Below are 23,554 nucleotides of genomic sequence, written 5' to 3'. Positions count from 1 at the left end.
CCCGGTCATGATGAAATTGCCGTCGGTGCCGGCCTCGCTGTCCTCGGCATAGTCCAGGTCCAGGATCGCCTGCCCGGCATAGATGCCGCAGGACACCGCGGCGACATGGTCCATGATCGGGTCGCTGGTGACGATGCCGGCCTTCAACAGCTTGCTCACCGCCAGCCGCAGCGCCACCCAGCCGCCGGTGATCGCGGCGCAGCGGGTGCCGCCATCGGCCTGGATCACGTCGCAGTCGATGACGATCTGCCGCTCGCCCAGGGCACGGCGGTCCACCCCGGCACGCAGGGCGCGGCCGATCAGGCGCTGGATCTCCTGCGTGCGGCCGGATTGCTTGCCCGCCGCCGCCTCGCGCCGGTTGCGGCTGTTGGTGGCGCGCGGCAGCATGCCGTATTCCGCCGTCACCCAACCCTGCCCCGAACCCTTGAGGAAGGGCGGCGCCTTGTCCTCGATCGTCGCCGAGCAGAGCACGCGGGTATCGCCGCAAGAGATCAGGCAGGAGCCCTCGGCATGGCGCATGATGCCCGTTTCGATTGAAATCGGGCGCATATCACTTAAATTCCGGCCAGAGGGGCGCATCTTTCATTCCTTTCGGGGGTTTTGCCGTTCAGATACAGGTCCGGAGCCCTTGACCGCAACCCGTGAATGTCTTGACAGAATGCCGATGCCAGAAACCGCGCTGCTTTCCGATCTGAACGACCGCTCGCGCGAGGTTTTCCGCCGCGTGGTCGAAGCCTATCTCGCCACCGGTGAACCCGTCGGCTCGCGCACGTTGACCCGGGAAATGTCCGAAAAGGTCAGCGCCGCCACGATTCGCAACGTGATGCAGGACCTGGAGCTGCTGGGTCTGCTGGATCACCCGCACATCTCGGCCGGGCGCATGCCCACGCAGCTGGGATTGCGGCTGTTCGTGGACGGGCTGATGGAGGCCGGGCCGGTCTCGCCCGGCGACCGCGAGATGATCGATGAGACGCTGGGCGACGACAGCGGCAATACCGGGGCCATGCTGGACCGGATCAGCACCGCGCTGTCGGCGCTGACCCAGGGCGCCTCGCTGGTGCTGATGCCCAAGCAGGAGGCGCCGGTCCGGCATATCGAATTCGTGAGCCTGGCCCCCGACCGGGCGCTGGTGGTGCTGGTCTTTGCCGATGGCCGGGTCGAGAACCGGGTCTTTGCCCCGCCGCCGGGCCATACCGCCAGCTCGATGCGCGAGGCGGCGAATTTCCTCAATGCCGTGGCCGAGGGCCGGACCCTGGCCGAGCTGCGGCGCAGCGTCGCACATGAGATCGAGGCAAGCCGGCAGAAGCTGGACAGCATCGCGGCCCAGCTGGTTTCCTCGGGCCTGGCGCAATGGGAGGGAGAAAGCAGCGATCCGCGGCTGATCGTGCGCGGCCGGGCCAATCTGCTGGCGCATGAGCTGGCCGATCTGGACCGCATCCGCACCCTGTTCGACGACCTGGAGCGCAAGCGCGACATCGCCGAGTTCCTGGAACTGGCCGAACAGGGCGAGGGCGTGCGCATTTTCATCGGCTCCGAGAACAAGCTTTTTTCACTTTCCGGTTCCTCTCTCGTCGTTTCGCCCTATATGAATGCCGACCGAAAGATTGTTGGCGCGGTCGGCGTCATCGGTCCGACGCGGCTGAACTATGGCCGCATCGTGCCGATCGTGGACTATACTGCGCAGCTTGTCGGCCGAGTGCTCTCTGGCCGGAAAGGATGATGAGGACATGACGAACGAGAACCCGAACGGCAGCCCGCTGGATGAGGAAATCATCGACCCGCCGGCCGATGAGATCCCCTCGCCCGATGTCGAGGCGCTGATCGCCGAGCGGGACGAATACCGCGACCGCTTCATGCGCGCGCTGGCCGATGCCGAGAATGCCCGCAAGCGCGCCGAAAAGGATCGCCGCGACGCAGAGCAATATGGCGGCTCGCGCCTGGCGCGCGACCTGCTGCCGGTTCATGACGCGCTGACCCGCGCGCTGGAGGCCGCCGGCGAGGAGCAGCGCGAGGCCGCCGCCGCGCTGATCGAAGGGGTCGAACTGACCCTGCGCGAGCTGAACAATGTCTTTGCCAAGCACGGCATCAAGGTCATCACCCCCGCCCCGGGCGAGAAATTCGATCCGCAGCAGCATGAGGCGATGTTCGAGGCCCCGGTTCCGGGCACGATTGCCGGAAGCATCATCCAGGTCATGGATAATGGCTTCATGCTGCATGACCGGCTGCTGCGCCCGGCCAAGGTGGGCGTCAGCTCGACCCCCGCAAGCTGAACCGGCACGAAACCCGTTCGGAAATGCAAAACCCCGGAGCTGTCCTCCGGGGTTTTTCTTTGACAGTTCGCACCGAGAGTCGCGGCAGGTCTGGTGTTCTCCAGATCAAACCATACCAGATATAGTAATCAATTACCGGCCAAGATCTGGCAGAGCCTGTCCAATTGGTCGAGATCGCGATAGGTGATGACCATCTGGCCACCGTCACTCCCGGCGTGATTGATTGCCACCTTCATCTTGAGATGTGCGGTCAGATCGCCTTCAAGCGCGCGGGTATCGGCATCCTTTTCATGCTTTGCGCCCTTGGATTTCTGGGCTTTGGGGCCTTCGGCTTGACGGCGCGCCAACTCTTCGGTCTCGCGCACGGAAAGATTCTTTTCAATCACCTTGCGCGCCAGTTCGACGGCATTGGATGCGGTGATCAGGGCCCGGGCATGCCCGGCGGTCAGCTTGCCCTCCTTGAGCCAGGCCTGAACCTGTTCGGGCAAGTGCAGCAGGCGCAGCAGGTTGGCGATATGGCTGCGGCTCTTGTTGAGCGCCTCGGCCAGCTTTTCCTGCGTATGGCCGAAACGGTCCATGAGCTGGCGATAGGAGGCCGCCTCCTCGATCGCGTTCAGGTCGGCCCGCTGGATGTTCTCGACGATGGCAACTTCCAGCACCTCGGTATCGTCCAGGTCGCGAACGATGACCGGCACCTCATGGAGCTGGGCGATCTGCGCGGCCCGCCAGCGGCGCTCGCCGGCGACGATCTGATAAAGGCCGCGATCCGTCGGATGCGGACGGACGATCAGCGGCTGCAACATGCCGCGTGTCTTGAGCGAATCGGCCAGCTCCTGCAATGCCTCAGGGGCAAAACTGCGCCGCGGCTGGTCGGGATTCGGCGTCAGCTGCTCGACCGGCAGGATCTGCCGAGGCGCGGGACGCTCCGAAGGGATCAGGTCCACATCGGCCATCAACGCCGAGAGACCACGGCCCAGGCCCCGCTTTTCCAGCTTGTTCTCTGCCATGATTCCTCCTCAGGCGGTCGCGAGTTGACGGGACAGGAACTCCCTTGCCAGTTCGCGATAGGCGTGGCTTCCCTTGGAGTTCGGATCGTATTGCAGCACGGGCATGGCATGGGACGGCGCCTCGGACAGCCGCACGTTGCGCGGAATTACCGTGCGATAGACCAGGCCGGAAAGCGTGCTGCGCGCATCCGCCTCGACCTGCTGCGACAGGTTGTTGCGATTGTCGGACATGGTCAGCAACACCCCCTCGATGCGCAGATCGGGATTGGCCGTCTGACGCACCTCTCGCACCGTCATCAGCAATTGGGAAAGCCCCTCCAGCGCATAAAATTCGGCTTGCAGCGGCACCAGCACGCTGTCCGAAGCCACCATGGCATTCACCGTCAGAAGCCCCAGCGCCGGCGGACAATCAATCAAGATATAGTGGAATTCCGAGGGAATCGACAGTTTCCGACGCAAAAGCTGGGTTCGGCCGGGGCGGTTCGAAAGTTCGAAATCTGCCGAAGCAAGATCGCGATTCGAGGGCACGATGCGAAGATTGGCGATGGCCGTATCGCGCAGGGTTTCCTGCAAGGCCCGCTCCCCGGTCAACAGATCATAAGACGTCAACTCGCGATCCTCCAGCGGCACGCCCAGTCCGGTGGACGCGTTCCCCTGCGGATCGAGGTCGATGATGGCAACGCGCTGACCCTGTTCTGCCAGGGCCGCGCCCAGGTTGATTGCCGTCGTGGTCTTCCCGACCCCGCCCTTCTGGTTGGCAACGGCAATGATGCGTGTGTCATGCATGGCGAATTCCCGTGATTTCCAGAATGGCCGCGTCAGGATCTGTCGCGCTTTGATGCGTTTTCAGGTCGAATTTCCAATCATCTCGCGCCTGAGAAACCTCGGCCTGCCAATTGCGGCCTTTCATCAGCCATGCCGTCCCGGAGGGGCTCAGGTGCCGCTCCACATATGCCATGAGCTGCGGAAGCGGGGCAAGGGCCCTTGCGCTGATATTGGCAGCATCGAGCCGATCCAGGGTCTCGATGCGGTTACACAACACCTTTGCCCGAGGCAAAGCGAGTTCTCGAAGCGCATTGCGCAGAAATGCAGCCTTGCGCCGGTCGCTTTCCACCAGGGTCAGATCCAGATCGGGTCTCATGATCGCCACCACGATACCGGGCAGCCCGCCGCCGCTGCCCAGATCAACCCAGTTGTCTTCGGCCGTTTCGGCAATCTCCGCCAAGTGCAGGCTGTCTGCGATATGACGCGCTTCGATCTGAGCGATTGTCGAAGGTGCAATCAGATTGATTGCAGGATTCCATTTCCGCAGCAACCCGGCATAGGCAGCGAGACGCTCTGTTTCACGTGAAACACTCATCAGGCGCTTTGGCGGCTGCCGGCACGAATCACGGCAAGCATCAGCGTCAGCGCCGCCGGGGTCATCCCCTCGATACTTGCGGCCGCAGCCAGTGTCGCTGGCCGATGGTGATTGAGCTTGAGCTTCAACTCATTCGACAGACCAGAGAGCGCATCGTAGTTAAATCCGGCAGGGATGGCCACCGCCTCCTCCTTGCGCAGCAATTCTGCGTCCTTGTCCTGACGATCGGTGTATTGATGATAGAGCGCATCCGTGGCTAATTGCCCAATGATGGCCTGATCGCACGAGGCAAGCTGGTCGTCCAAGGCAAGCACACGATTTCTTGGTATTTCCTGCTGGGCAAGAAGCGAGAACAGACTGCGCCGAACCCCATCATGCCGTACCTCGATCCCAGTCCGGGACAATTCGGAAGGGGTGAATGCGATGGATTCCGCACGGCTCCGAGCCGCCGAATAGCGCCGCATCTTCTCGGAAAACACGGTCTGACGTCTCTGGCTCACGCAGCCAATATCGATACCAAGCGGCGTCAGGCGCTGATCGGCGTTATCCGCACGCAGCGAAAGCCGAAATTCCGCCCTCGACGTGAACATGCGGTAAGGCTCGCTGACACCGCGGGTAATGAGATCGTCGATCATCACCCCGATATAGCTTTGAGAGCGGCTGAAGTTCAGCGCCGCACGGCCTTGCGTCTTCAGGGCGGCGTTAAGCCCGGCAACCAATCCCTGTGCCGCAGCCTCCTCATAGCCGGTGGTTCCATTGATCTGCCCGGCAAGGAACAGGCCCGACAAGCTCTTGACCTCCAGCGACGCCGTCAGTGCACGCGGATCGACATAATCATATTCGACGGCATAGCCTGGCTGCTCGATCTGTGCCTGCTCAAGGCCGCGGATCGAGCGGAGATAGGCAAGCTGCACGTCTTCGGGCAACGAGGTTGAAATTCCATTCGGATAAACCAGATCGCTGTCCAGGCCTTCCGGTTCCAGAAAAATCTGATGTGATTCCTTGTCGGCAAACCGGACGACCTTGTCCTCGATCGAGGGGCAATAACGCGGTCCGACCCCATCGATTCGACCGCCATACATCGCTGATCGGACAAGGTTTTTCCGAATTATCTCATGGGTCTGGCTGTTGGTGTGCGTGATCACACAGCTGACCTGCGACACCTCGGGCGCCGTGTTCAAATAGGAGAACATCACCGGATCTTCATCGCCCGGCTGCTGATCCAGACTGTCCCAATCGATGCTTTGCCGCAGAATGCGCGGCGGCGTTCCGGTCTTGAGCCGGCCCAGCGGCAGATTCAACGGGCGGAGCGACGCTGCCAAGGTCAGGGAGGCAGACCCGCCCCAGCGACCGGCCTGTCGGCTGACTTCGCCTATGTGAATCAGTCCGTTCAGGAAGGTTCCGGCGGTCAGGATGATCTGCCGCGCCTGCAATTCGGTACCATCCGCCAACAGCAAGCCGGCCACTTGGCCATGTTCATGCAGCAGTTCAGCCGCCTCACCCAAGATCACCGACAAACTGGCCTGCTCGGCCACGGCCCTTGCCGCGGCTGCACGATAAAGCTTGCGATCAGCCTGGGCCCGCGGCCCCTGTACCGCGGGGCCCTTGCGCCGATTCAGAAGTCGAAACTGAATGCCGGCCGCGTCGGCCAGACGTCCCATGACCCCATCAAGCGCATCAATTTCCCGCACCAGATGGCCTTTCCCCAAGCCGCCGATTGCGGGATTGCAGGACATGGTGCCGATGTCGTCGTGCTTCAGCGTGACCAGCGCGGTATCCACGCCCATCCGCGCCGCAGCCATGGCTGCTTCCACGCCGGCATGGCCACCACCAATCACGATTACATCGAATTGTTTCACGTGGAACCTTACTTTCCGATACAGAAGGAGCTGAAGATTTCGTCCAGATAATCCTCGGCCCCGACTCGACCCACCATCATCGCCAAGGCCTGCGCCGCCTGCCGCAGCGCTTCGGCAAGAAACTCCGGTGCCATGCTGCTGTCAATGTCCAGAGCAGCCAATGCACGCTGCAAGGCTTCTGCCTGTCGCCTATGTCCCACCAGCCCGGAATCCGCCGCCTTGACTCGCAGGCGATCATAAACCAGATTCAGCAACTCCGCGACCCCTTCTCCGGTCAGGCCTGAAACGGCAATTCCATCGCCCTGCTGCAAATCCGCCTTGGAGCGCACGGTAATATCGCCCTCGGTTTCGGCATAAGCGCCATCGACCGACAGATGGATGCGCAGATCCGCCTGTTCCGCTCGTTGCAACGCCCGCGCAACCCCCATTGCCTCAACCGGATCACTGCTTTCACGCAGACCGGCCGTGTCCAGGAATGTCACCGGCAGCCCACGCAGATCGGTATGCAATTCAAGGATATCGCGCGTGGTCCCGGCAATCTCTGAAACCAGCGCGATTTCCCGTTGACCGATGCGGTTTAGCAGCGTCGATTTTCCTGCATTCGGCGGCCCGACGATTGCCACCTCATAGCCTTGGCGCAACCGTTCTGTGGCCGGATAGCTCGCCAGCAACTGCCGGATATCGTCGCGAACCGCCCCGATCAGGTCCAGGGCTTCATCCGGCACCTCCTCGGGCACCTCCTCGTCGGCAAAGTCTATGCTGGCTTCGATCAGCGCCCCGGCCCGGATCAGCTTGGCGCGCAGTTCATCGGCCTTGCGCCCCAGCTCGCCCTCCGTCGCCCGCATGGCGAGCTTGCGCTGCGCTTCGGTTTCGGCCGAGAGCAGGTCCGCCAGCCCCTCGGCTTCGGCCAGGTCCATGCGACCATTCAGAAAGGCGCGTTTGGTAAACTCGCCCGCCTCGGCCCGCCGCAATCCCCGCGCCAGCAGGGCCTGCGACAAGCGATTGGCAATGACGGGCGCGCCGTGCAGATGCAGTTCGGCCGTTTCCTCGCCTGTAAAGCTGCGGCCTTCCTCGAACCAGATCACCAGGGCGCGGTCGATCAGATCCTCGCCGTCCCGCAACGCCCGCAGCGATGCCATCCGAGGCGTCGTGATCGGTCCGGCCAGGGATTCCAACGCCGCACGCGCCTTCGGTCCGCTCAGGCGGATAACGGAAACTCCTCCCCGACCGGGCGGGGTCGCCTCGGCAAAGATCGTATCCACCGCATCCTCCGCGCCGTCAGGCGTTCATCGAATCGAAGAATTCACCGTTGGTCTTGGTCTGCTTCAGCTTCGAGATCAGGAATTCGATGGCATCCGTGGTCCCCATCGGGTTCAGGATGCGCCGCAGCAGATAGGTCTTTTGCAGATCCTTGGCATCGACCAGAAGTTCCTCCTTGCGGGTTCCGGACTTGAGGATGTCCATGGCCGGGAACACGCGCTTGTCGGCCACCTTGCGATCCAGCACGATCTCGCTGTTGCCGGTACCCTTGAACTCCTCGAAGATCACCTCGTCCATGCGCGAGCCGGTGTCGATCAGCGCCGTGGCGATGATGGTCAGCGAGCCGCCTTCCTCGATGTTCCGCGCCGCGCCGAAGAACCGCTTCGGCCGCTGCAAGGCATTCGCATCGACGCCACCGGTCAGAACCTTGCCCGAGCTGGGCACCACGGTGTTGAAGGCTCTACCAAGTCTTGTGATCGAATCCAAAAGGATCACAACATCTCGCTTATGTTCGACCAGGCGCTTGGCTTTCTCGATCACCATCTCCGAGACGGCGACATGGCGGCTGGCCGGTTCGTCGAAAGTCGAGGAAATCACCTCGCCCTTCACGGAACGCTGCATGTCCGTCACCTCTTCCGGCCGCTCGTCGATCAGCAGCACGATCAGATAGCATTCGGGATGGTTCTTCTCGATCGAATGGGCGATGTTTTGCAGCAGCACCGTCTTGCCGGTGCGCGGCGGCGCCACGATCAGCGAACGCTGGCCCTTGCCGATCGGCGCCACCAGGTCGATGATGCGGGCCGAGCGGTCCTTGATGGTCGGATCCTCGATTTCCATCTTCAGCCGCTCGTTGGGATAGAGCGGCGTCAGGTTGTCGAAAGCGACCTTGTGGCGAGCCTTTTCGGGATTCTCGAAGTTGATCTTCTCGACCTTGGTCAGGGCGAAATACCGCTCGTTCTCGCCCGGGGCGCGGATCACGCCTTCGACCGTGTCGCCGGTGCGCAGGCTGTGCTGACGGATCATGTCCGGGCTGACATAGATGTCATCCGGCCCCGGCAGATAGTTCGCCTCGGGCGAGCGCAGGAAGCCGAAACCGTCCTGGACCACCTCCAGCACACCGTCGCCGCCGATCTCGAAGCCTTCCTCGGCATGTTCCTTGAGGATCGAGAACATCATCTCGCCTTTGCGCATGGTCGAGGCGTTCTCGATCTCCCATTCCTCGGCCATGGCCAGCAGGTCGGCCGGGCTCTTGGCCTTGAGATCGGACAGGTTGAGGCGTTCTTCGGTCATATCTAGCCTATGGGCGTGCGCTGCCCGACGCATGATCGGCCCGCGCAGGAAACTGTGTCAGGAAAAACCCGCCGGACGGCGGATGCGCGTCACATAGGCAGAATCCGGGCGCGAGTCAATTCTTCCTAGAATTTGACGATCACCGACAGCACGATGACGACCATCAGCAGGGTCGGCACTTCGTTCATCATCCGATAGCGCCGGCCGCTCAACCCCTGGCCGCGCAGCAGCGCCTGGCGCTGGCCGGCCAGCCACATGTGAAACCAGGTCATTCCCAGAACCCCGGCAGCTTTGGTCCAGGGCCAGATCATCGTCCAGTCCACGATTCCCGGCGTCAGCACCAGCGCCAGGCCGGCGAGCCAGGTGACGATCATCGCCGGATTCATGATCAGCCGCAGCAGCTTGTCTTCCATGATCCAGAAGGACTGCGCCGGCTCCTGCCCCAGATGGCCGCGTTCCGCGTGATAGACGAACAGCCGCGGCAGATAGAACAGCCCTGCCATCCAGGAGAGCACGGCCATGACATGCAGGGCTTTGATCCAAGGGTAAGCAAGGGGCAGGAAATCGCTCATGTCACTCCTCCAGCCAGTCCTCTCTCTATCAAAAAGAAATGAAGATAAAGATTAAGGATGATGTTGTGGTTGGGCCTGTGGATGACGGGAAATCCTTGTTCCACGGCGGAATTCCCCAGGCATAGGTCCTTGGGGAAAAAAGTGGCGTTCACGCTTCGTTAACGGAAAATCGTCAAGGAAACAGCAGTATAGCTGAAAACCGTCTGTGGATAAGTTTGTGAAAATTTTTCTTTTCCACAGCTTGTGGGCGATTTCTGACAGGTTCTGAACATGTGGAGAAACCGGGTCCGTTCCTGCTCTGTCCCTTCGACCAAGCAGCTGGGGAAAAAAGGCCGCGAGGTCTCCACAGATCCCGCCCCCTGAGTCGCCCCGGTTTATCCACAGGGTTATGCCGCCCCGCTGGTTTGCATTGCCGGCCCAACACAGCCGCGACGACCGGTTTCGCAACGGAACCGCTCAGCACGGGGGTTGGGTGGCAGGGCGATCCCTACCGGCGCGCTTCCCCGGCGACGGTCTGTCTTCGGTATGGTTCGGAATCGTTCTGCCTGCGCTTTGCTTTTCCCCGAACCAGCCCGACGGATGGCGTGGCTCGTTTCTGGCGCGAAGCATGCAAGCCTTCCTTCCCGACGCCCGGCGGCGCGGGCGCTGCCTTGCCTTGCGCGATGCCGCCTTCGGCCATGCGGCAAGGAGCGGTGGAGCGCGAAACCGGCTGATGTCAATTTCCGTCATCCGGGTGTCGCATTTGGCAAGTTTCGGCCGGGCAAAGGGGTGCAATGCTTAACGAAGGATGCCCCTTTGTGACGGAATCAAGCCATGCTGAACACAGTCGAAATCCTGGACCAGCTCGCCAACCGGCGGAAGAACTTCTCGCTCGGCCGCGACCTCTATTGCGACGAGGGCGTCTTCCACGCCGATCTGGAGAATCTCTGGTATCGCGAATGGCTGTTCGCCATTCCCTCCTGCGACATTCCCAAGACCGGCAACCACGCCACCTTGCAGATCGGCGAATATCCGGTGGTGATCGTGCGCGGCGCTGACGGCCAGATCCGTGCCTTCCACAACGTCTGCCGCCATCGCGGCCAGCGGCTCTGTCCCAAGCAGAACGGCAGCTCGGCCAAGCTGGTCTGCCCCTATCACCAATGGACCTATGACCTCGACGGCAAGCTTTTGTTCGCCCGCGACATGGGGCCGGATTTCGACCCGTCGCAATTCAGCCTGAAGCCGGTGCATTGCCGGACCGAGGGCGGCATGGTCTTCATCTGCCTGGCCGACAACCCGCCGGATTTCGAAGGCCTCGGCACCTATCTGCGCGACTATGTCGGCGCCAGCGACCTCGCGAACGCCAAGGTCGCCTTCACCTCGACCATCGTCGAGAAGGGCAACTGGAAGCTGGTGATCGAGAACAACCGCGAATGCTACCATTGCGGCGGCAGCCATCCCTCGCTCTGCCGGACCTATTCCGACAACCCGCTGATGACGGTGATGGAGGGGCCGAACGCCGCCTCGCCCGAGATCCTGTCGCATTGGGACCGCTGCGACAAAGCCGGCCTGCCGGCGCGCTTCGTGAACGAGCCCGGGATGCAATGGCGTTTCGCCCGCGTGCCGCTGCTGAACAATGCCGAAAGCTTCACCATGTCCACCAAGGCGGCGGTGAACCGGCGCATGGGCACGATCCCCTGGAACGACGCGGGCAGCCTGATGTTCTATCACTTCCCGTCCAGCTGGAACCACTTCCTGCCCGACCATGCCATCGTCTTCCGCCTGCTGCCGATCTCTCCGACCGAGACCGAGGTGACCTCGAAATGGCTGGTCCACAAGGACGCGGTCGAGGGCGTGGACTATGACCTGCAAAAGCTAACCGAGGTCTGGCTGGCGACCAATGACGAGGACCGCCGCGTGGTCGAGGAGAACCAGAAGGGCATCCTGTCCCCGGCCTACGAGCCCGGCCCCTATTCTCCCAGCCAGGAGGAGGGGGTGATCCATTTCGTCGACTGGTATGTGCGGCAGATGATGGATCGCCTGTCGCCGCGTCCGGCCATGGCGGCGGAATAATGGCTGTTCTGGTCAAGGCGTTCGGCGACAAGCCGTGGAAGGACGACGAGCCGCTGGAATGCGTGATGGTGGTGCCCGAGACCTCGGACACCGCCACCTTCACCTTCCGCGCGCCCTCCGGGGCCTGGTTCGATTATCAGCCGGGGCAGTTCGTCACCCTGGACCTGCCGGTGCCGGGCGGCAACGTGCAGCGCACCTATACGATCAGCTCCAGCCCGTCGCGGCCGCTGTCCATCTCGGTCACGGTCAAGGCGCAGCCGGGCAGCGTCGGTGGGCGCTGGATGATCGACCACCTGCGCCCGGGGATGCGGCTCAAGGCCTTCGGGCCGGCGGGGATCTTTTCCTTCGTCCGGCACGAGGCGCCGAAATACCTGTTCATCTCGGCCGGTTCGGGCATCACCCCGGTAATGTCGATGACCACCTGGGCCTGGGATTCGGGAGAGATGCCGGACATCGTCTTCGTCCATGCCGCGCGCAGCCCCAGCGAGATCATCTTCCGCCAGCGGCTGGAAGGCATGGCCGACCGCGTGCCGGGGTTGCAGCTGCGCTTCACGGTCGAGGACTCCGATCCGTTCCGCACCTGGCACGGCTATCGCGGCCGGCTGAACCAGATCATGCTGGGCCTGATGGCACCGGACTATCTGGAGCGCGAGGTGTTCTGTTGCGGACCCGAGCCCTTCATGCAGGCGGTGCGCGACATGCTGATCGCGCTCGGCTTCGACATGGACCATTACCACCAGGAAAGCTTCGGTGCCCCGATCCGCAACGAATCCGAGGCCCCGGTGCTGGACGACGTCGTCCCGGACGAGGAAAGCGCCGCGCAGATCACCTTCGAAAGCTCGGGCGTGGTGGCGAAATGCCACGAGACCGACACGGTGTTGGCGGTGGCCAAGGCCAACGGGCTCAATATCCCCTCGGGCTGCACCTTCGGCCTCTGTGGCACCTGTAAGGTCAAGAAGACCGCAGGCGAAGTGCATATGGTCCATAACGGCGGCATCACCGACGAGGATATCGAGGAGGGCTATATCCTGGCCTGCTGCTCGCATCCGATCGGGGCGGTCTCGGTCGAGGTCTGAACATTCGTTATGCAACCAAAAACATAACGCAATAACAGGAACTTGAGGGCGCGGCCACGGCCGCGCCTTTTTCGTGCCAAGCTTGACAGACCTACCATACCGCGCAATCCTGATCCGGTACCTATCTCTACGACAGGCAAAAGGAGGGCACGATGAACATCGACCTCTCGCGGCGCGGTTTCCTGAAACTGGCCGGCGCGGGTGTCGCGGCGACATCGCTGGGGGCCATGGGCTTCGGCGGGGCGGAGGCGGCGGAACAGGCGCATGTGCGTGCCTTCAAGCTGGCCTCGACGACCGAGACGCGCAACACCTGTCCCTATTGCTCGGTGGCCTGCGGCATCATCATCTATTCCGACGGCGACCTGAAGGCCGGCGAACAGGCCAAGGTGATGCATATCGAAGGCGATGCCGACCATCCGACCAACCGCGGCACGCTTTGCCCGAAAGGTGCGGCGCTCAAGGATTTCGTCAATGCCGAGACGCGGCTGACCACGCCGCGCATCCGCCGGCCCGGTGCGGCGACCTTCGAGGAAATCTCCTGGGACGAGGCGCTGGACAAGATCGCCCGCGCGCTCAAGGACGACCGCGACGCCAACATGGTGCTGACCAACGACGACGGCGTGCCCGTCAACCGCTGGACCACCACCGGCTACCTGGCGGCCTCGGCCACCACCAATGAAACCGCATGGCTGACCTACAAGGTGGTCAGGTCCATGGGGATCGTCGGATTCGACAACCAGGCGCGCGTCTGACACGGCCCCACGGTGTCCAGTTTGGGCCCGACATTTGGCCGTGGAGCGATGACCAACTCCTGGACCGACATCAAGAATACCGACCTCGTGATCGTCATGGGCGGCAATGCCGCCGAAGCCCATCCCTGCGGCTTCAAATGGGTGACCGAGGCCAAGGCCACGCGCGGCGCCAAGCTGATCGTGGTGGACCCGCGTTTCACCCGCACGGCTTCGGTGGCCGATTATTATGCGCCGATCCGGCCCGGTTCGGACATCGTCTTCCTGATGGCGATGATCAACTGGCTGATCCAGAACGACAAGGTGCAGTGGGACTATGTGAAGAACTTCACCAATGCCCCCCTGATCGTGAAGGACGAATACGGCTGGAGCGACGGGCTGTTCACCGGCTACGACCCGGAAAAGCGCGACTATGACAAGTCGAGCTGGGACTACGTGATCGGCGAGGACGGCTTTGCCGCCGTGGACATGACGCTGGAGCATCCGCGCTGCGTCTGGAACCTGCTCAAGGAACATGTCTCGCGCTATACGCCGGAACTGGTCGAGCAGGTCTGCGGCACGCCCAGGGACCGCTTCCTCAAGATCGCCGAGATGATCGGCGAGTGCTCGGCGCCCGACAAGACCATGACCTCGATGTATGCGCTTGGCTGGACCCAGCACTCGAAAGGGGCGCAGAACATCCGCGGCATGGCGATGCTGCAGCTGATCCTGGGCAATATCGGCGTCCGGGGCGGCGGGATGAACGCGCTGCGGGGCCATTCCAACATCCAGGGCCTGACCGATATCGGGCTGATGTCGAACCTGATTCCCGGCTATCTGAACATCCCGACCGAGAAAGAGCCGGACTGGCAGACCTACATGTCCAGCCGCAGCTTCACGCCGCTGCGTCCGGGCCAGACCAGCTATTGGCAGAACTATCCCAAGTTCATGGTCAGCTTCATGAAGGCGATGTGGGGCGACGCCGCCACCGCCGAGAACGACTGGGCCTATCACTATCTGCCCAAGCTGGACGTGCCGACCTATGACATCCTGCGCATGTTCGAGCTGATGAACGCGGGACGGGTGAACCTGTATTTCTGCCAGGGCTTCAACCCGCTCCTGTCCTTCCCGAACCGGGCCAAGGTCACGGCGGCGCTCAGCAAGCTGAAGCTTCTGGTGGTCATGGATCCGCTGGCGACCGAGACGGCGCATTTCTGGGAAAACCACGGCGAGCACAACGACGTGGACACCGCCTCGATCCAGACCGAGGTGCTGGAACTGCCCTCGACCTGCTTTGCCGAGGATGATGGCGCGCTGGTCAACTCCGGGCGCTGGCTGCAATGGCACTGGTCGGCGGCCACCCCGCCCGGCCAGGCCAAGCATGATACCTGGATCATGGCGCAGATCTTCCTGCGCGTGAAAAAGCTCTATCAGGAGGAGGGCGGGATCTTCCCCGACCCGATCCTGAACCTGACCTGGGACTATGCCGATCCCGACGAGCCCTCGCCCGAGGAACTGGCCAAGGAGATGAACGGCCGGGCGCTGGCGGATGTCTACGACACCGCCGACCCGACGAAGCTGTTGACCGCCAGGGGCAAGCAGCTGCTGAACTTCAGCCAGTATCGCGACGACGGCTCGACCATGGGCGCCTGCTGGATCTATTCCGGCTGCTGGAACGAGGACGGCAACAACATGGCCCGCCGGGACAATGCCGACCCCGACGAGACCGGCGCCTATCCGAACTGGACCTTTTCCTGGCCGCTGAACCGGCGGATCCTGTATAACCGGGCCTCGGCGGATATGCAGGGCCGGCCTTGGGATCCCTCGCGCAAGCTGCTGGAATGGGATGGCGAGAAATGGACCGGCTACGACGTGCCCGACATCGCGCCCACGGCCAGGCCCGGCGATGTCGGCCCGTTCATCATGAACCAGGAAGGCGTCTCGCGCCTGTTCACGCGGGGCATGATGCGCGACGGTCCCTTCCCGACGCATATGGAGCCGTTCGAGTCGCCCATCGCCAACGTGTTCAACCCGCAGATGCGCGGCAACCCGGTGGCGCGGGTCTTTGCCAGCGATGCCGAGCAATTCGCCACCAGCGAGGAGTTTCCGATCGCGGCGACCTCGTATCGCCTGACCGAGCATTTCCACTACTGGACCAAGCACAACCGCATCAACGCGGCCTTGCAGCCCGAATTCTTTGTTGAGATCAGCGAGGAACTGGCCGCCGAAAAGGGCATCCGGCCGGGCGGCTGGGTGCGGGTCTGGTCCAAGCGGGGCGAGGTCAAGGCCAAGGCGCTGGTGACCGGGCGGATCAAGCCGATGCAATGCGGCGACAAGCTGGTGCATGTCATCGGCATCCCGCTGCACTGGGGCTTCATGGGCGCGGCGCGCAAGGGCTGGGGGCCGAACAGCCTGACGCCCTTTGTCGGCGACGCCAATGTGGAAACGCCTGAATTCAAGGCGTTCCTGGTCAATATCGAACCCGCGACAGGGGAGGCCGTGTCATGACGACGGACCCGAACCTCGACAGCCCGCGCACGGCGGTCTCGAATCCGCCGGTGCAGCCGATGCAGGCCAATCTGGGGCCGGGCGATGTCGTCCGCGCCTCGGCCATGCCCGACCTGCCGCCGCCGACGCGCGAATTGACGCCGGTGGCCAAGCTGATCGACGTGTCGAAATGCATCGGCTGCAAGGCCTGCCAATCGGCCTGCGCCGAATGGAACGACACCTATCCCGAGATCGAGGAAAACGTTGGCCTCTACGAGAACCCGCACGACCTGACGCCCGACATGTTCACCCTGATGCGGTTCTCGGAATACGAGAACCCGCAAACCGGCGATTTCGAATGGCTGATCCGCAAGGACGGCTGCATGCATTGCGCCGATCCGGGCTGCCTCAAGGCCTGCCCGGCCCCCGGCGCCATCGTGCAATATTCGAACGGCATCGTGGATTTCATCCACGAGAACTGCATCGGCTGCGGCTATTGCGTGACGGGCTGTCCCTTCGACATCCCGCGCATCAGCCAGAAAACCCATGTCAGCTACAAATGCACGCTGTGTTCGGACCGGGTGGCGGTGGGTCAGGGCCCGGCCTGCGCCAAGGCCTGCCCCACCCAGGCCATCGTCTTCGGCACCAAGGACGACATGCTGGCCCATGCCGAGGCGCGGGTCGAGGATCTGAAGTCGCGCGGCTACGACAATGCCGGCATCTACGATCCGCAGGGGGTGGGCGGCACGCATGTCTTCTACGTGCTGCACCATGCCGACCAGCCCTCGCTCTACTCCAACCTGCCGGAACAGCCGCGCATCTCGCCGGTGGTCGAGGGCTGGAAGGGCGTGACCAAGACGCTGGGCCTGGCCGCCATCGGTGCGGCTGCCATCGGTTCGGTCCTGCACGGGCTGATGACGCGCGCCAACAAGGTCTCGGCCGAGGATGAAATCCATGCCGAGGAACTGGTCGAGGGGCGCGAGCCCCCGGTCCCGCCGGGAAGGGAGGTGCTGTGATGCCGAAACGCATATTCTCGCAGCCGGGCGACCATATCGAAAGCCGGCATCCGGTCACGGTCAGCCGCTATCGCGGCATCACGAGGCTCAACCACTGGGTGACGGCGGCCAGCCTGATCGTGCTGCTGCTTTCGGGGCTGGCGCTGTTCCACCCCGCGCTTTACTTCCTGACCAGGCTGTTCGGCGGCGGGCAGATGACGCGCTGGCTGCACCCCTTTGTCGGCGTGCTGCTGTTCTTCAGCTTCCTGCTGCTGTTCCTGCAGATGTGGCGGCTGAACCTGCCCCGCCCCGAGGATCGCACCTGGGTCAGCCATATCGGTGAGGTCGTCCGCGGCGAAGAGGAAAAGCTGCCCGAGCTTGGCAAATACAATGCCGGGCAGAAATTCGTCTTCTGGGCCATGTCGGTGCTGATCGTGGTGCTGATCGTCTCGGGCGTGATGATCTGGCAGCAATATTTCCCCGATCTGGTCTCGATCCCGGTGCGGCGCTGGGCGGTGCTGATCCATGCGCTGGCGGCGGTGGCGATCATCCTGACCTTCATCCTGCATGTCTATGCGGCGATCTGGACCCGCGGCACCATCCGCGCCATGACGCGCGGCACGGTGACCGGCGGCTGGGCTTGGCGGCACCATCGCAAATGGCTGCGCGAACTGGCTGGACGCGAGGGAGGCGGCCCGGCAGAGTAGAGCAAAGCGACCCGAAAGGAAGCCATGTCCACTGCCCTGAAACCCGATCCCGCGATGATCGGCGGCGTCGCCAAGGTTCCGCTGGCGCGCCTGCCCCGGCCCGCGGCGCTGTTCTCGACCCGCGCCGAGCGGTTCGATTTCCTGGCCGGGCACAGCCCGAACCTTGCGCCCTATCTGCGCTTTCTGGCCGGGATCTGCCGGGCGCAGGCGGAACTGGCCCGCGAGTTGCCCCAGCCCGAGCCGCTGCCGCCCGAGCGGATCGAACTGGCCCGCGCCAGCCGCATGCCGCCGCTCGACCGCAACGCCATGCGCGACGGGCTGGCACAGGCGCTGCCCCTGCTGCTGGCGCGGCTCGCATCCCTTGAGATGCCCGAGCCCGCCCGGCTGGCGCTGGCGGCATTGCAGGCGGCCGAGCCCGCGGATCTGGACTGGGTGATGGGCAATGTGCTGGCCGACACCATCCCCGAGGACAGCGTGGCCCCGCATCTGTTCGCCGCCGCCGCCTTGCAGATCCATGCCGCGATGCAGGCGGCTGCGCTTGATGCGGCGCTTCTGGTGCCGATCCGCACCGGCACCTGCCCGGCCTGCGGCGGCCGCCCGGTCGCCAGCCTGGTGACCGAAAGCATCGGGGCCGAAGGGGCGCGCTATTGTTCCTGCGCCACCTGCCAGATGCTGTGGAACGAGGTGCGGGTGAAATGCCTCTGCTGCGGCTCGACCAAGGGCATCTCCTATCGCTCGGTCGAGACCGGCGAGGCCACGGTCAAGGCCGAGGTCTGCCGCGAATGCGACCGCTGGGTCAAGATCCTGTATCAGAACCGCAACCCCTCGCTGGAGTCCGTCGCCGACGATGTGGCCAGCCTCGGCCTCGACCTGATGATGCGGGACACCGAATGGAAGCGGGGCGGCTTCAACCCCTTCCTGACCGGCTATTGACGGCGGCGCGGCGCGGCTCATGATCGTCGGCACGGCAGGTCATATCGACCATGGCAAGACGGCGCTGGTCCGGGCGCTGACCGGGGTCGAGACCGACCGGCTGGCCGAGGAAAAGGCCCGCGGCATCACCATCGAGCTGGGCTTCGCCTATGCCGATCTGGGCGGCGGCGCCGTGACCGGCTTCGTCGATGTGCCGGGGCACGAGAAATTCGTCCATACCATGCTGGCCGGCGCCGGAGGCATCGACCTTGCCCTGCTGGTGGTCGCCGCCGATGACGGCATCATGCCGCAGACGCGCGAGCATCTGGCGATCCTGGATTTTCTGGGCATCACCCGGGGCATGGTCGCGCTGACCAAATCCGACCTGGCGCCGCCCGAACGCATCGCCCGGCTTTCCGCCGGGATTGCGGAATTGTTGGCCCCCACCGGCCTTGCCGGAGCACCGGTCTTTCCGGTCTCGTCGCTGACCGGTGCGGGCATCGGCGCCCTGCGTGCGGCGCTGGTGCAGGCCGAGGCCGAAACCGGCGCCCGCGCCGCCGAGGCGCGCTTTCGCCTTGCCGTCGACCGCAGCTTTACCCTGGCCGGGACCGGCACCATCGTCACCGGCACGGTGCTGTCGGGTCGGGTCGCGCCGGGCGACCAGATCGTTCTCAGCCCCTCGGGCCTGCCGGCCCGGGTGCGTGGCATCCATGCCCAGAACCGCAAGGCCGAGGCTGGGCTCGCCGGCCAGCGTTGCGCCCTGAATCTTGCCGGAGACGGGGTGACGTGCGAGGCGATCCACCGCGGCGACGTGGCGCTGGACCCGGCGCTGCACGCGCCGACCCAGCGCATCGACGTGATCCTGCGCGTGCTGGACGGCGAGCCCAAGCCGCTGGCCACATGGTTTCCCGCCCGCCTGCATCTGGGTGCTGCCGAAACCGGCGCCCGCATCGTGCCGCTGGAGGGGCCGCTGGCCCCGGGCGAGGAAGGGCTGGCGCAGCTTGTCCTGGACCGGCCCCTCGCCGCGACCCTGGGCGAACGCTTCATCCTGCGCGACGTCTCGGCCCGGCGCACCATTGGCGGCGGGCGGCTGATCGACCTGCGCGCTCCCGCCCGTCACCGCACCCGGCCCGAACGTCTCGCCGTCCTGCGTGCCATGGCGCTGCCCGAGCCGGACAAGGCACTGGTTGCCCTGGCCGGGCTGGCGCTGATCGACCTCGACGCCTTTGCCCGCGACCGGGCGCTGTCACCGGCCGAGCTTGACCGGGCCATCGCCTCCTCGGGCATCGCCATCGTCCCGGGCACGCGGCAGGTGCTAAGTCCCGCCCGGCTCGATGCGCTGCGCGAGCGGATGCAGGCGGAACTCGCCGCCTTTCACGCCGAGAATGCCGATCTTCAGGGGCTGGGCCGGGAAAAGCTGCGGCTTTCGCTCGACCCGCGCCTGCCCAAGCCTGATTTCGCCGCCTTCCTGCGGGCCGAGGCGGCGGCGGGCTTTATCGCGCTGGACGGCGCCTTCATCCGCCTGCCCGGCCACCTGCCCCGCCTTTCGCCCCAGGACGAGGCGCTGCTGGATCGCATCCTGCCGCGCCTGTCCGGCGAGGAACGCTTTCGCCCGCCCCGCGTGCGCGACTTTGCCCAGGAATTCGGCGCCGACGAGCCCGAGGTCCGCCGCATCCTGCGCATGGCGGCGCGCCAGGGCCGTATCGACCAGATCGCGCATGACCATTTCTTCGCCCGCGCCACCACGGCCGAGATGGTCGGCATCATTCGCGACCTTTCGGCGCGGGCGCCGGACGGCTGGTTCACCGCCCCGGATTTTCGCGACCGGGTGCGGAACGGGCGCAAGGTGGCGATCCAGATCCTTGACTTCTTCGACCGGCTCGGTCTGACCTTGCGTCGGGGCGATCTTCGTCGCATCAACCCCCACCGGATCGACCTGTTCACCCCGGACGGGCCGGACGAGCGGGACTAGGGAAGAGAAGCGTCCCCGGTGGGGCGGCCGGACTTCAAATCCGGTTGGGGCAGTGAGCCTGTCCCGGGTGGGTTCGACTCCCACTCTCTTCCGCCAGATGCGATGAAAGGACGGCAATGGACAGCACGACGCTTGGCAGCAGCGAGGTTCTCGTCAGCACAGTCTGCCTGGGCACGATGACCTTCGGCAACCAGACCGCGGCGTCCGAGGCCCATGCCCAGATGGACCGCGCGCTGGCCGCCGGCATCACCTTCATCGACACGGCCGAGCTTTATCCGGTGAACCCGGTGCGGCGCGAGACCGTGGGCCGGACCGAGGAAATCGTCGGCGACTGGCTTTCCGCGCGCGGTAGCCGCGACCGGGTGCAGATCGCCACCAAGGCCGCCGGCCCCGGCGACAAGGTGCGGGCGGAGGGCTTCGACGGCGCCATCCTGCGCCAGACCATCGACGCCTCGCTCCGGCGGCTGAAAACCGACCATATCGATCTTTACCAGCTGCACTGGCCGGTGCGCGGCAGTTATGCCTTTCGCCAGAACTGGCGCTACGACCCCTCGAAACAGAACCGCGCCGCGACGCTGGCGCATATGGAGGACGTGCTCCTGGCGCTGGACGAGGCCCGGCGTGCCGGCAAGATCCGCGCCATCGGCCTGTCGAACGAATCGGCCTGGGGCGCCGCGCGCTGGATCGACACGGCCGAACGGCTGGGCGCGCCGCGCATGGTGAGCATCCAGAACGAATATTCGCCGCTTTACCGCGCCTTCGACACCGATCTGGCCGAGCTTGCGGTGAATGAAAGGGTAACGCTTCTGGCCTATTCGCCGCTGGCGGCGGGGCTGCTGACCGGGAAATACCAGGGCGGGGCCGAGCCGGCAGGCAGCCGCGCGGCGACGGATCGCGCCAGCGGCGGGCCGGGCGATCTGGGCGGGAGGCGCACGCCCCGCGCCGATGCCGCCGTCGCCGCCTGGCACCGGCTGGCGGCCGAGCTGGGGCTGGACCCGATCCATATGGCCATCGCCTTCACCCGCCAGCGCCCCTTCCATGCGATCCCGATCATCGGCGCCACCGATGCGGCGCAGCTCGATCACCTGCTGGCCGGGCTGGAACTGCGGCTGTCCGACGAGGTGCTCAAGCGCATCGACGCGCTGCACCGCAGCCACCCGCTGCCCTACTGAGCCGCCCTCGCGACGCCACGGCAGGGTTGGCAGCGCAGGGCCGCGCGGGCAATCTGCCCGCGTCACCTGCCCCACGAGGATTTCATGCTGCCCCCGATCCTGTCGCATCTGCGCATTCCCGTCGTCGCCTCGCCCATGTTCATCGTCTCGGGGCCCGAACTGGTGATCGCGCAATGCAAGGCCGGCATCGTCGGCAGCTTCCCGGCGCTGAACGCCCGCGAAAAGGACGGGGAGCCGCCGCAGCTCGACGCCTGGCTGACCCGCATCCAGGAGGAGCTGGACCGCCACAACCAGGCCAATCCCGACAATCCTGCCGCGCCCTTTGCGGTGAACCAGATCGTGCACCGCTCGAATGCACGGCTCCAGCGCGACATCGAGATCTGTCACAAGCATCGGGTGCCGATCTGGATCACCAGCCTTGGCGCCCGGCCCGAGGTGAACGCGGCCGCCCATGATTGCGGCGGCATCGCGCTTCACGACGTCATCAACAACAGCTTTGCCAGGAAGGCCATCGAGAAGGGCGCGGACGGGCTCATCGCGGTCGCAGCCGGCGCCGGCGGCCATGCCGGGCCGCAATCGCCCTTTGCGCTGGTGCAGGAAATCCGCGAATGGTTCGACGGCCCGCTGCTGCTGTCGGGCGCCATCGCCACCGGCCGGGCGGTGCTGGCGGCGCAGGCCATGGGCGCGGACCTGGCCTATGTCGGCAGCCCCTTCATTGCCACCGAGGAAGCCAACGCCCAGCCCGAATACAAGCGGATGATCGTAGATTGCGGGGCCGAGGACGTGGTCACCTCCTCGTTGTTCACCGGAGTGTCGGGAAATTACCTCGCGCCGTCGATCCGTGCCGCCGGGCTCGACCCGGCCAGCTTGGAACGCGGCGACGTCTCGGACATGAACTTCGCCGACGCCTCGTCGCGGCCCAAGGCCTGGAGCCAGATCTGGGGTTCGGGCCAGGGCATCGGCACGGTGCGTGAAATCCTTCCCGCCGCCCAGCTGATCGACCGCCTCGCCCGCGAACATGCCCAGGCCCGCGCCGCCCTCTGCGCCTGACCCTCGGCTTCTTCGTTCCCCAAAATACCCATGCAACGGCGCGGCGGGGCGCCAGGGCCCGCGCCTTTCACCGTTTCCAAAATACTCCTCCCCACCGCGCCACCCGGCGCGGCGGCGGCGCGTCAGGACACCGCCAGCCCCTCGGTCGAGGCGAAGAACATCGCCTGGCTGACCGCCGAGCGCACCTGCTCCTCGGAATAGGGCTTCGAGATCAGGAAGGCCGGCTCGGGCCGGTCGCCGGTCAACAGCCGTTCGGGGAAGGCGGTGATGAAGATCACCGGGATGTCGCCCATGTCGGACAACAGCTCGTTCACCGCCTCGATGCCTGAAGACCCATCGGCCAGCTGGATATCGGCCAGGATCAGGTCCGGGCGCTTCTGATGCGCCAGATCGACGGCGGCGGCATGGGTGCGGGCGATGCCGGTCACATCGTGGCCCATGGACTGCACGATGCCCTTCAGGTCCATGGCGATGATGGTCTCGTCCTCGATCACCATGACCTTGCCGGTCAGCGACTGGCCCATCTCGCTCAGCGCGATCTGCACCAGCTCCTCGGCCTCGGCCTGCGGGCATTGCATGATCTGCGCGATCTGGTCGTAGCGCAGCTCCTCGATGGTGCGCAGCAGCAGCGCCTCGCGCGAGTTGGGGGTCAGGCCGCGCAGATGCGCCTGGGCGCGGGCCTCGCGCGGGGTCTGCGCCTCCAGCTCCACCGGCTGGCCCGAACTTTGCCAGATGGCATGGAAGGTGCGGAACAGCCCGATGCGGGTGTCCTCGCCATCCATCAG

At 64.7% G+C, this 23,554-nt stretch carries 20 protein-coding genes and 1 tRNA gene; 12 read left to right on the top strand and 9 right to left on the bottom strand.

What is annotated here, in order from left to right; all coding sequences use genetic code 11:
* A partial coding sequence (gene rph, locus AQY21_RS06225) for a ribonuclease PH (RefSeq protein WP_058096894.1) occupies positions 1–579 on the bottom strand: 579 nt, incomplete at its 3' end.
* Between the two features lie 85 nt (positions 580–664).
* On the opposite strand from rph, the gene hrcA reads away from it, so the two are divergent.
* On the top strand, positions 665–1,720 hold the full coding sequence (hrcA, locus tag AQY21_RS06220) for a heat-inducible transcriptional repressor HrcA (protein WP_058096893.1): 1,056 nt from the start codon (positions 665–667) through the stop codon (positions 1,718–1,720).
* 7 nt (positions 1,721–1,727) lie between these two features.
* The gene (locus AQY21_RS06215) at positions 1,728–2,270 is read left to right on the top strand and encodes a nucleotide exchange factor GrpE (protein ID WP_058096891.1); all 543 of its coding nucleotides are present in this window, start codon (positions 1,728–1,730) and stop codon (positions 2,268–2,270) included.
* Positions 2,271–2,398: 128 nt separating this feature from the next.
* On the opposite strand, the gene AQY21_RS06210 is transcribed toward AQY21_RS06215, so the two are convergent.
* The 7 genes from AQY21_RS06210 to AQY21_RS06180 form a co-directional block, all read right to left on the bottom strand.
* Positions 2,399–3,277 carry a ParB/RepB/Spo0J family partition protein gene (locus AQY21_RS06210; protein ID WP_058096890.1) on the bottom strand — a complete coding sequence of 293 codons (879 nt, stop codon included), beginning with the start codon at positions 3,275–3,277 and terminating at the stop codon, positions 2,399–2,401.
* A gap of 9 nt (positions 3,278–3,286) precedes the next feature.
* On the bottom strand, positions 3,287–4,063 hold the full coding sequence (locus AQY21_RS06205; protein WP_058096889.1) for a ParA family protein: 777 nt from the start codon (positions 4,061–4,063) through the stop codon (positions 3,287–3,289).
* Positions 4,056–4,637, bottom strand: a complete 582-nt coding sequence (gene rsmG / locus AQY21_RS06200) for a 16S rRNA (guanine(527)-N(7))-methyltransferase RsmG (RefSeq protein ID WP_058096888.1) — start codon at positions 4,635–4,637, stop codon at positions 4,056–4,058. The genes AQY21_RS06205 and rsmG overlap by 8 nt, the downstream gene beginning before the upstream one ends.
* Positions 4,637–6,496, bottom strand: a complete 1,860-nt coding sequence (gene mnmG / locus AQY21_RS06195; protein ID WP_058096887.1) for a tRNA uridine-5-carboxymethylaminomethyl(34) synthesis enzyme MnmG — start codon at positions 6,494–6,496, stop codon at positions 4,637–4,639. Before mnmG ends, rsmG begins: the two co-directional genes overlap by 1 nt.
* Positions 6,497–6,504: 8 nt before the next feature.
* Entirely contained in the window at positions 6,505–7,758 is a 1,254-nt protein-coding gene (gene mnmE / locus AQY21_RS06190) for a tRNA uridine-5-carboxymethylaminomethyl(34) synthesis GTPase MnmE (RefSeq protein ID WP_058096886.1), read from the bottom strand.
* 16 nt (positions 7,759–7,774) lie between these two features.
* The gene (gene rho / locus AQY21_RS06185) at positions 7,775–9,046 is read right to left on the bottom strand and encodes a transcription termination factor Rho (RefSeq protein WP_041529676.1); all 1,272 of its coding nucleotides are present in this window, start codon (positions 9,044–9,046) and stop codon (positions 7,775–7,777) included.
* Between the two features lie 125 nt (positions 9,047–9,171).
* Positions 9,172–9,618, bottom strand: a complete 447-nt coding sequence (locus tag AQY21_RS06180; RefSeq protein WP_058096885.1) for a CopD family protein — start codon at positions 9,616–9,618, stop codon at positions 9,172–9,174.
* Between the two features lie 813 nt (positions 9,619–10,431).
* Here AQY21_RS06180 and AQY21_RS06175 point away from each other — a divergent pair.
* From AQY21_RS06175 to AQY21_RS06125, 10 genes are all read left to right on the top strand, one after another.
* Positions 10,432–11,670: an aromatic ring-hydroxylating dioxygenase subunit alpha gene (locus AQY21_RS06175; RefSeq protein WP_058096884.1), complete on the top strand. Its 1,239-nt coding sequence runs from the start codon at positions 10,432–10,434 to the stop codon at positions 11,668–11,670.
* Positions 11,670–12,746 (top strand): hybrid-cluster NAD(P)-dependent oxidoreductase, encoded by a 1,077-nt coding sequence (locus AQY21_RS06170; protein ID WP_058096883.1) that lies wholly within the window; start codon positions 11,670–11,672, stop codon positions 12,744–12,746. The genes AQY21_RS06175 and AQY21_RS06170 overlap by 1 nt, the downstream gene beginning before the upstream one ends.
* 152 nt (positions 12,747–12,898) lie before the next feature.
* A complete protein-coding gene (fdnG, locus tag AQY21_RS06160) occupies positions 12,899–15,982 on the top strand; it encodes a formate dehydrogenase-N subunit alpha (protein WP_082658005.1) in 3,084 nt (1,027 codons plus the stop codon).
* On the top strand, positions 15,979–16,977 hold the full coding sequence (gene fdxH / locus AQY21_RS06155; protein ID WP_058096881.1) for a formate dehydrogenase subunit beta: 999 nt from the start codon (positions 15,979–15,981) through the stop codon (positions 16,975–16,977). The genes fdnG and fdxH overlap by 4 nt, the downstream gene beginning before the upstream one ends.
* The gene (locus AQY21_RS06150; RefSeq protein WP_058096880.1) at positions 16,977–17,663 is read left to right on the top strand and encodes a formate dehydrogenase subunit gamma; all 687 of its coding nucleotides are present in this window, start codon (positions 16,977–16,979) and stop codon (positions 17,661–17,663) included. Before fdxH ends, AQY21_RS06150 begins: the two co-directional genes overlap by 1 nt.
* A 24-nt stretch (positions 17,664–17,687) precedes the next feature.
* Positions 17,688–18,596, top strand: coding sequence for a formate dehydrogenase accessory protein FdhE (fdhE, locus tag AQY21_RS06145; RefSeq protein WP_058096879.1), 909 nt, complete (start codon positions 17,688–17,690; stop codon positions 18,594–18,596).
* Positions 18,597–18,615: 19 nt separating this feature from the next.
* Positions 18,616–20,547: a selenocysteine-specific translation elongation factor gene (gene selB, locus AQY21_RS06140; protein WP_058096878.1), complete on the top strand. Its 1,932-nt coding sequence runs from the start codon at positions 18,616–18,618 to the stop codon at positions 20,545–20,547.
* Positions 20,548–20,643: transfer RNA gene (locus AQY21_RS06135), tRNA-Sec, on the top strand.
* Positions 20,644–20,663: 20 nt separating this feature from the next.
* The gene (locus AQY21_RS06130) at positions 20,664–21,719 is read left to right on the top strand and encodes an aldo/keto reductase (RefSeq protein ID WP_058096877.1); all 1,056 of its coding nucleotides are present in this window, start codon (positions 20,664–20,666) and stop codon (positions 21,717–21,719) included.
* 84 nt (positions 21,720–21,803) lie between these two features.
* Positions 21,804–22,769: a nitronate monooxygenase family protein gene (locus AQY21_RS06125; RefSeq protein WP_058096876.1), complete on the top strand. Its 966-nt coding sequence runs from the start codon at positions 21,804–21,806 to the stop codon at positions 22,767–22,769.
* Between the two features lie 122 nt (positions 22,770–22,891).
* Here AQY21_RS06125 and AQY21_RS06120 read toward each other — a convergent pair.
* The coding region (locus AQY21_RS06120) for a response regulator (RefSeq protein WP_058096875.1) at positions 22,892–23,554 on the bottom strand (663 nt) is incomplete at its 5' end.

It is taken from the genome of Paracoccus sp. MKU1, from assembly GCF_001447385.1.
Lineage (GTDB): Bacteria > Pseudomonadota > Alphaproteobacteria > Rhodobacterales > Rhodobacteraceae > Paracoccus.
Note: the sequence above shows the minus strand (reverse complement) of the source record. Positions and strands in the feature narration are given on the sequence as shown.

Coding starts and splice junctions, on each gene's coding strand:
- AQY21_RS06170 (WP_058096883.1), top strand. CDS start 11,670: ATGGCTGTTCTGGTCAAGGCGTTCGGCGACAAGCCGTGGAAGGACGAC.
- fdxH (WP_058096881.1), top strand. CDS start 15,979: ATGACGACGGACCCGAACCTCGACAGCCCGCGCACGGCGGTCTCGAAT.
- hrcA (WP_058096893.1), top strand. CDS start 665: ATGCCAGAAACCGCGCTGCTTTCCGATCTGAACGACCGCTCGCGCGAG.
- rsmG (WP_058096888.1), bottom strand. CDS start 4,637: ATGAGTGTTTCACGTGAAACAGAGCGTCTCGCTGCCTATGCCGGGTTG.
- fdhE (WP_058096879.1), top strand. CDS start 17,688: ATGTCCACTGCCCTGAAACCCGATCCCGCGATGATCGGCGGCGTCGCC.
- AQY21_RS06210 (WP_058096890.1), bottom strand. CDS start 3,277: ATGGCAGAGAACAAGCTGGAAAAGCGGGGCCTGGGCCGTGGTCTCTCG.
- rho (WP_041529676.1), bottom strand. CDS start 9,046: ATGACCGAAGAACGCCTCAACCTGTCCGATCTCAAGGCCAAGAGCCCG.
- AQY21_RS06125 (WP_058096876.1), top strand. CDS start 21,804: ATGCTGCCCCCGATCCTGTCGCATCTGCGCATTCCCGTCGTCGCCTCG.
- AQY21_RS06180 (WP_058096885.1), bottom strand. CDS start 9,618: ATGAGCGATTTCCTGCCCCTTGCTTACCCTTGGATCAAAGCCCTGCAT.
- selB (WP_058096878.1), top strand. CDS start 18,616: ATGATCGTCGGCACGGCAGGTCATATCGACCATGGCAAGACGGCGCTG.
- AQY21_RS06175 (WP_058096884.1), top strand. CDS start 10,432: ATGCTGAACACAGTCGAAATCCTGGACCAGCTCGCCAACCGGCGGAAG.
- AQY21_RS06205 (WP_058096889.1), bottom strand. CDS start 4,063: ATGCATGACACACGCATCATTGCCGTTGCCAACCAGAAGGGCGGGGTC.
- AQY21_RS06150 (WP_058096880.1), top strand. CDS start 16,977: ATGCCGAAACGCATATTCTCGCAGCCGGGCGACCATATCGAAAGCCGG.
- AQY21_RS06215 (WP_058096891.1), top strand. CDS start 1,728: ATGACGAACGAGAACCCGAACGGCAGCCCGCTGGATGAGGAAATCATC.
- AQY21_RS06130 (WP_058096877.1), top strand. CDS start 20,664: ATGGACAGCACGACGCTTGGCAGCAGCGAGGTTCTCGTCAGCACAGTC.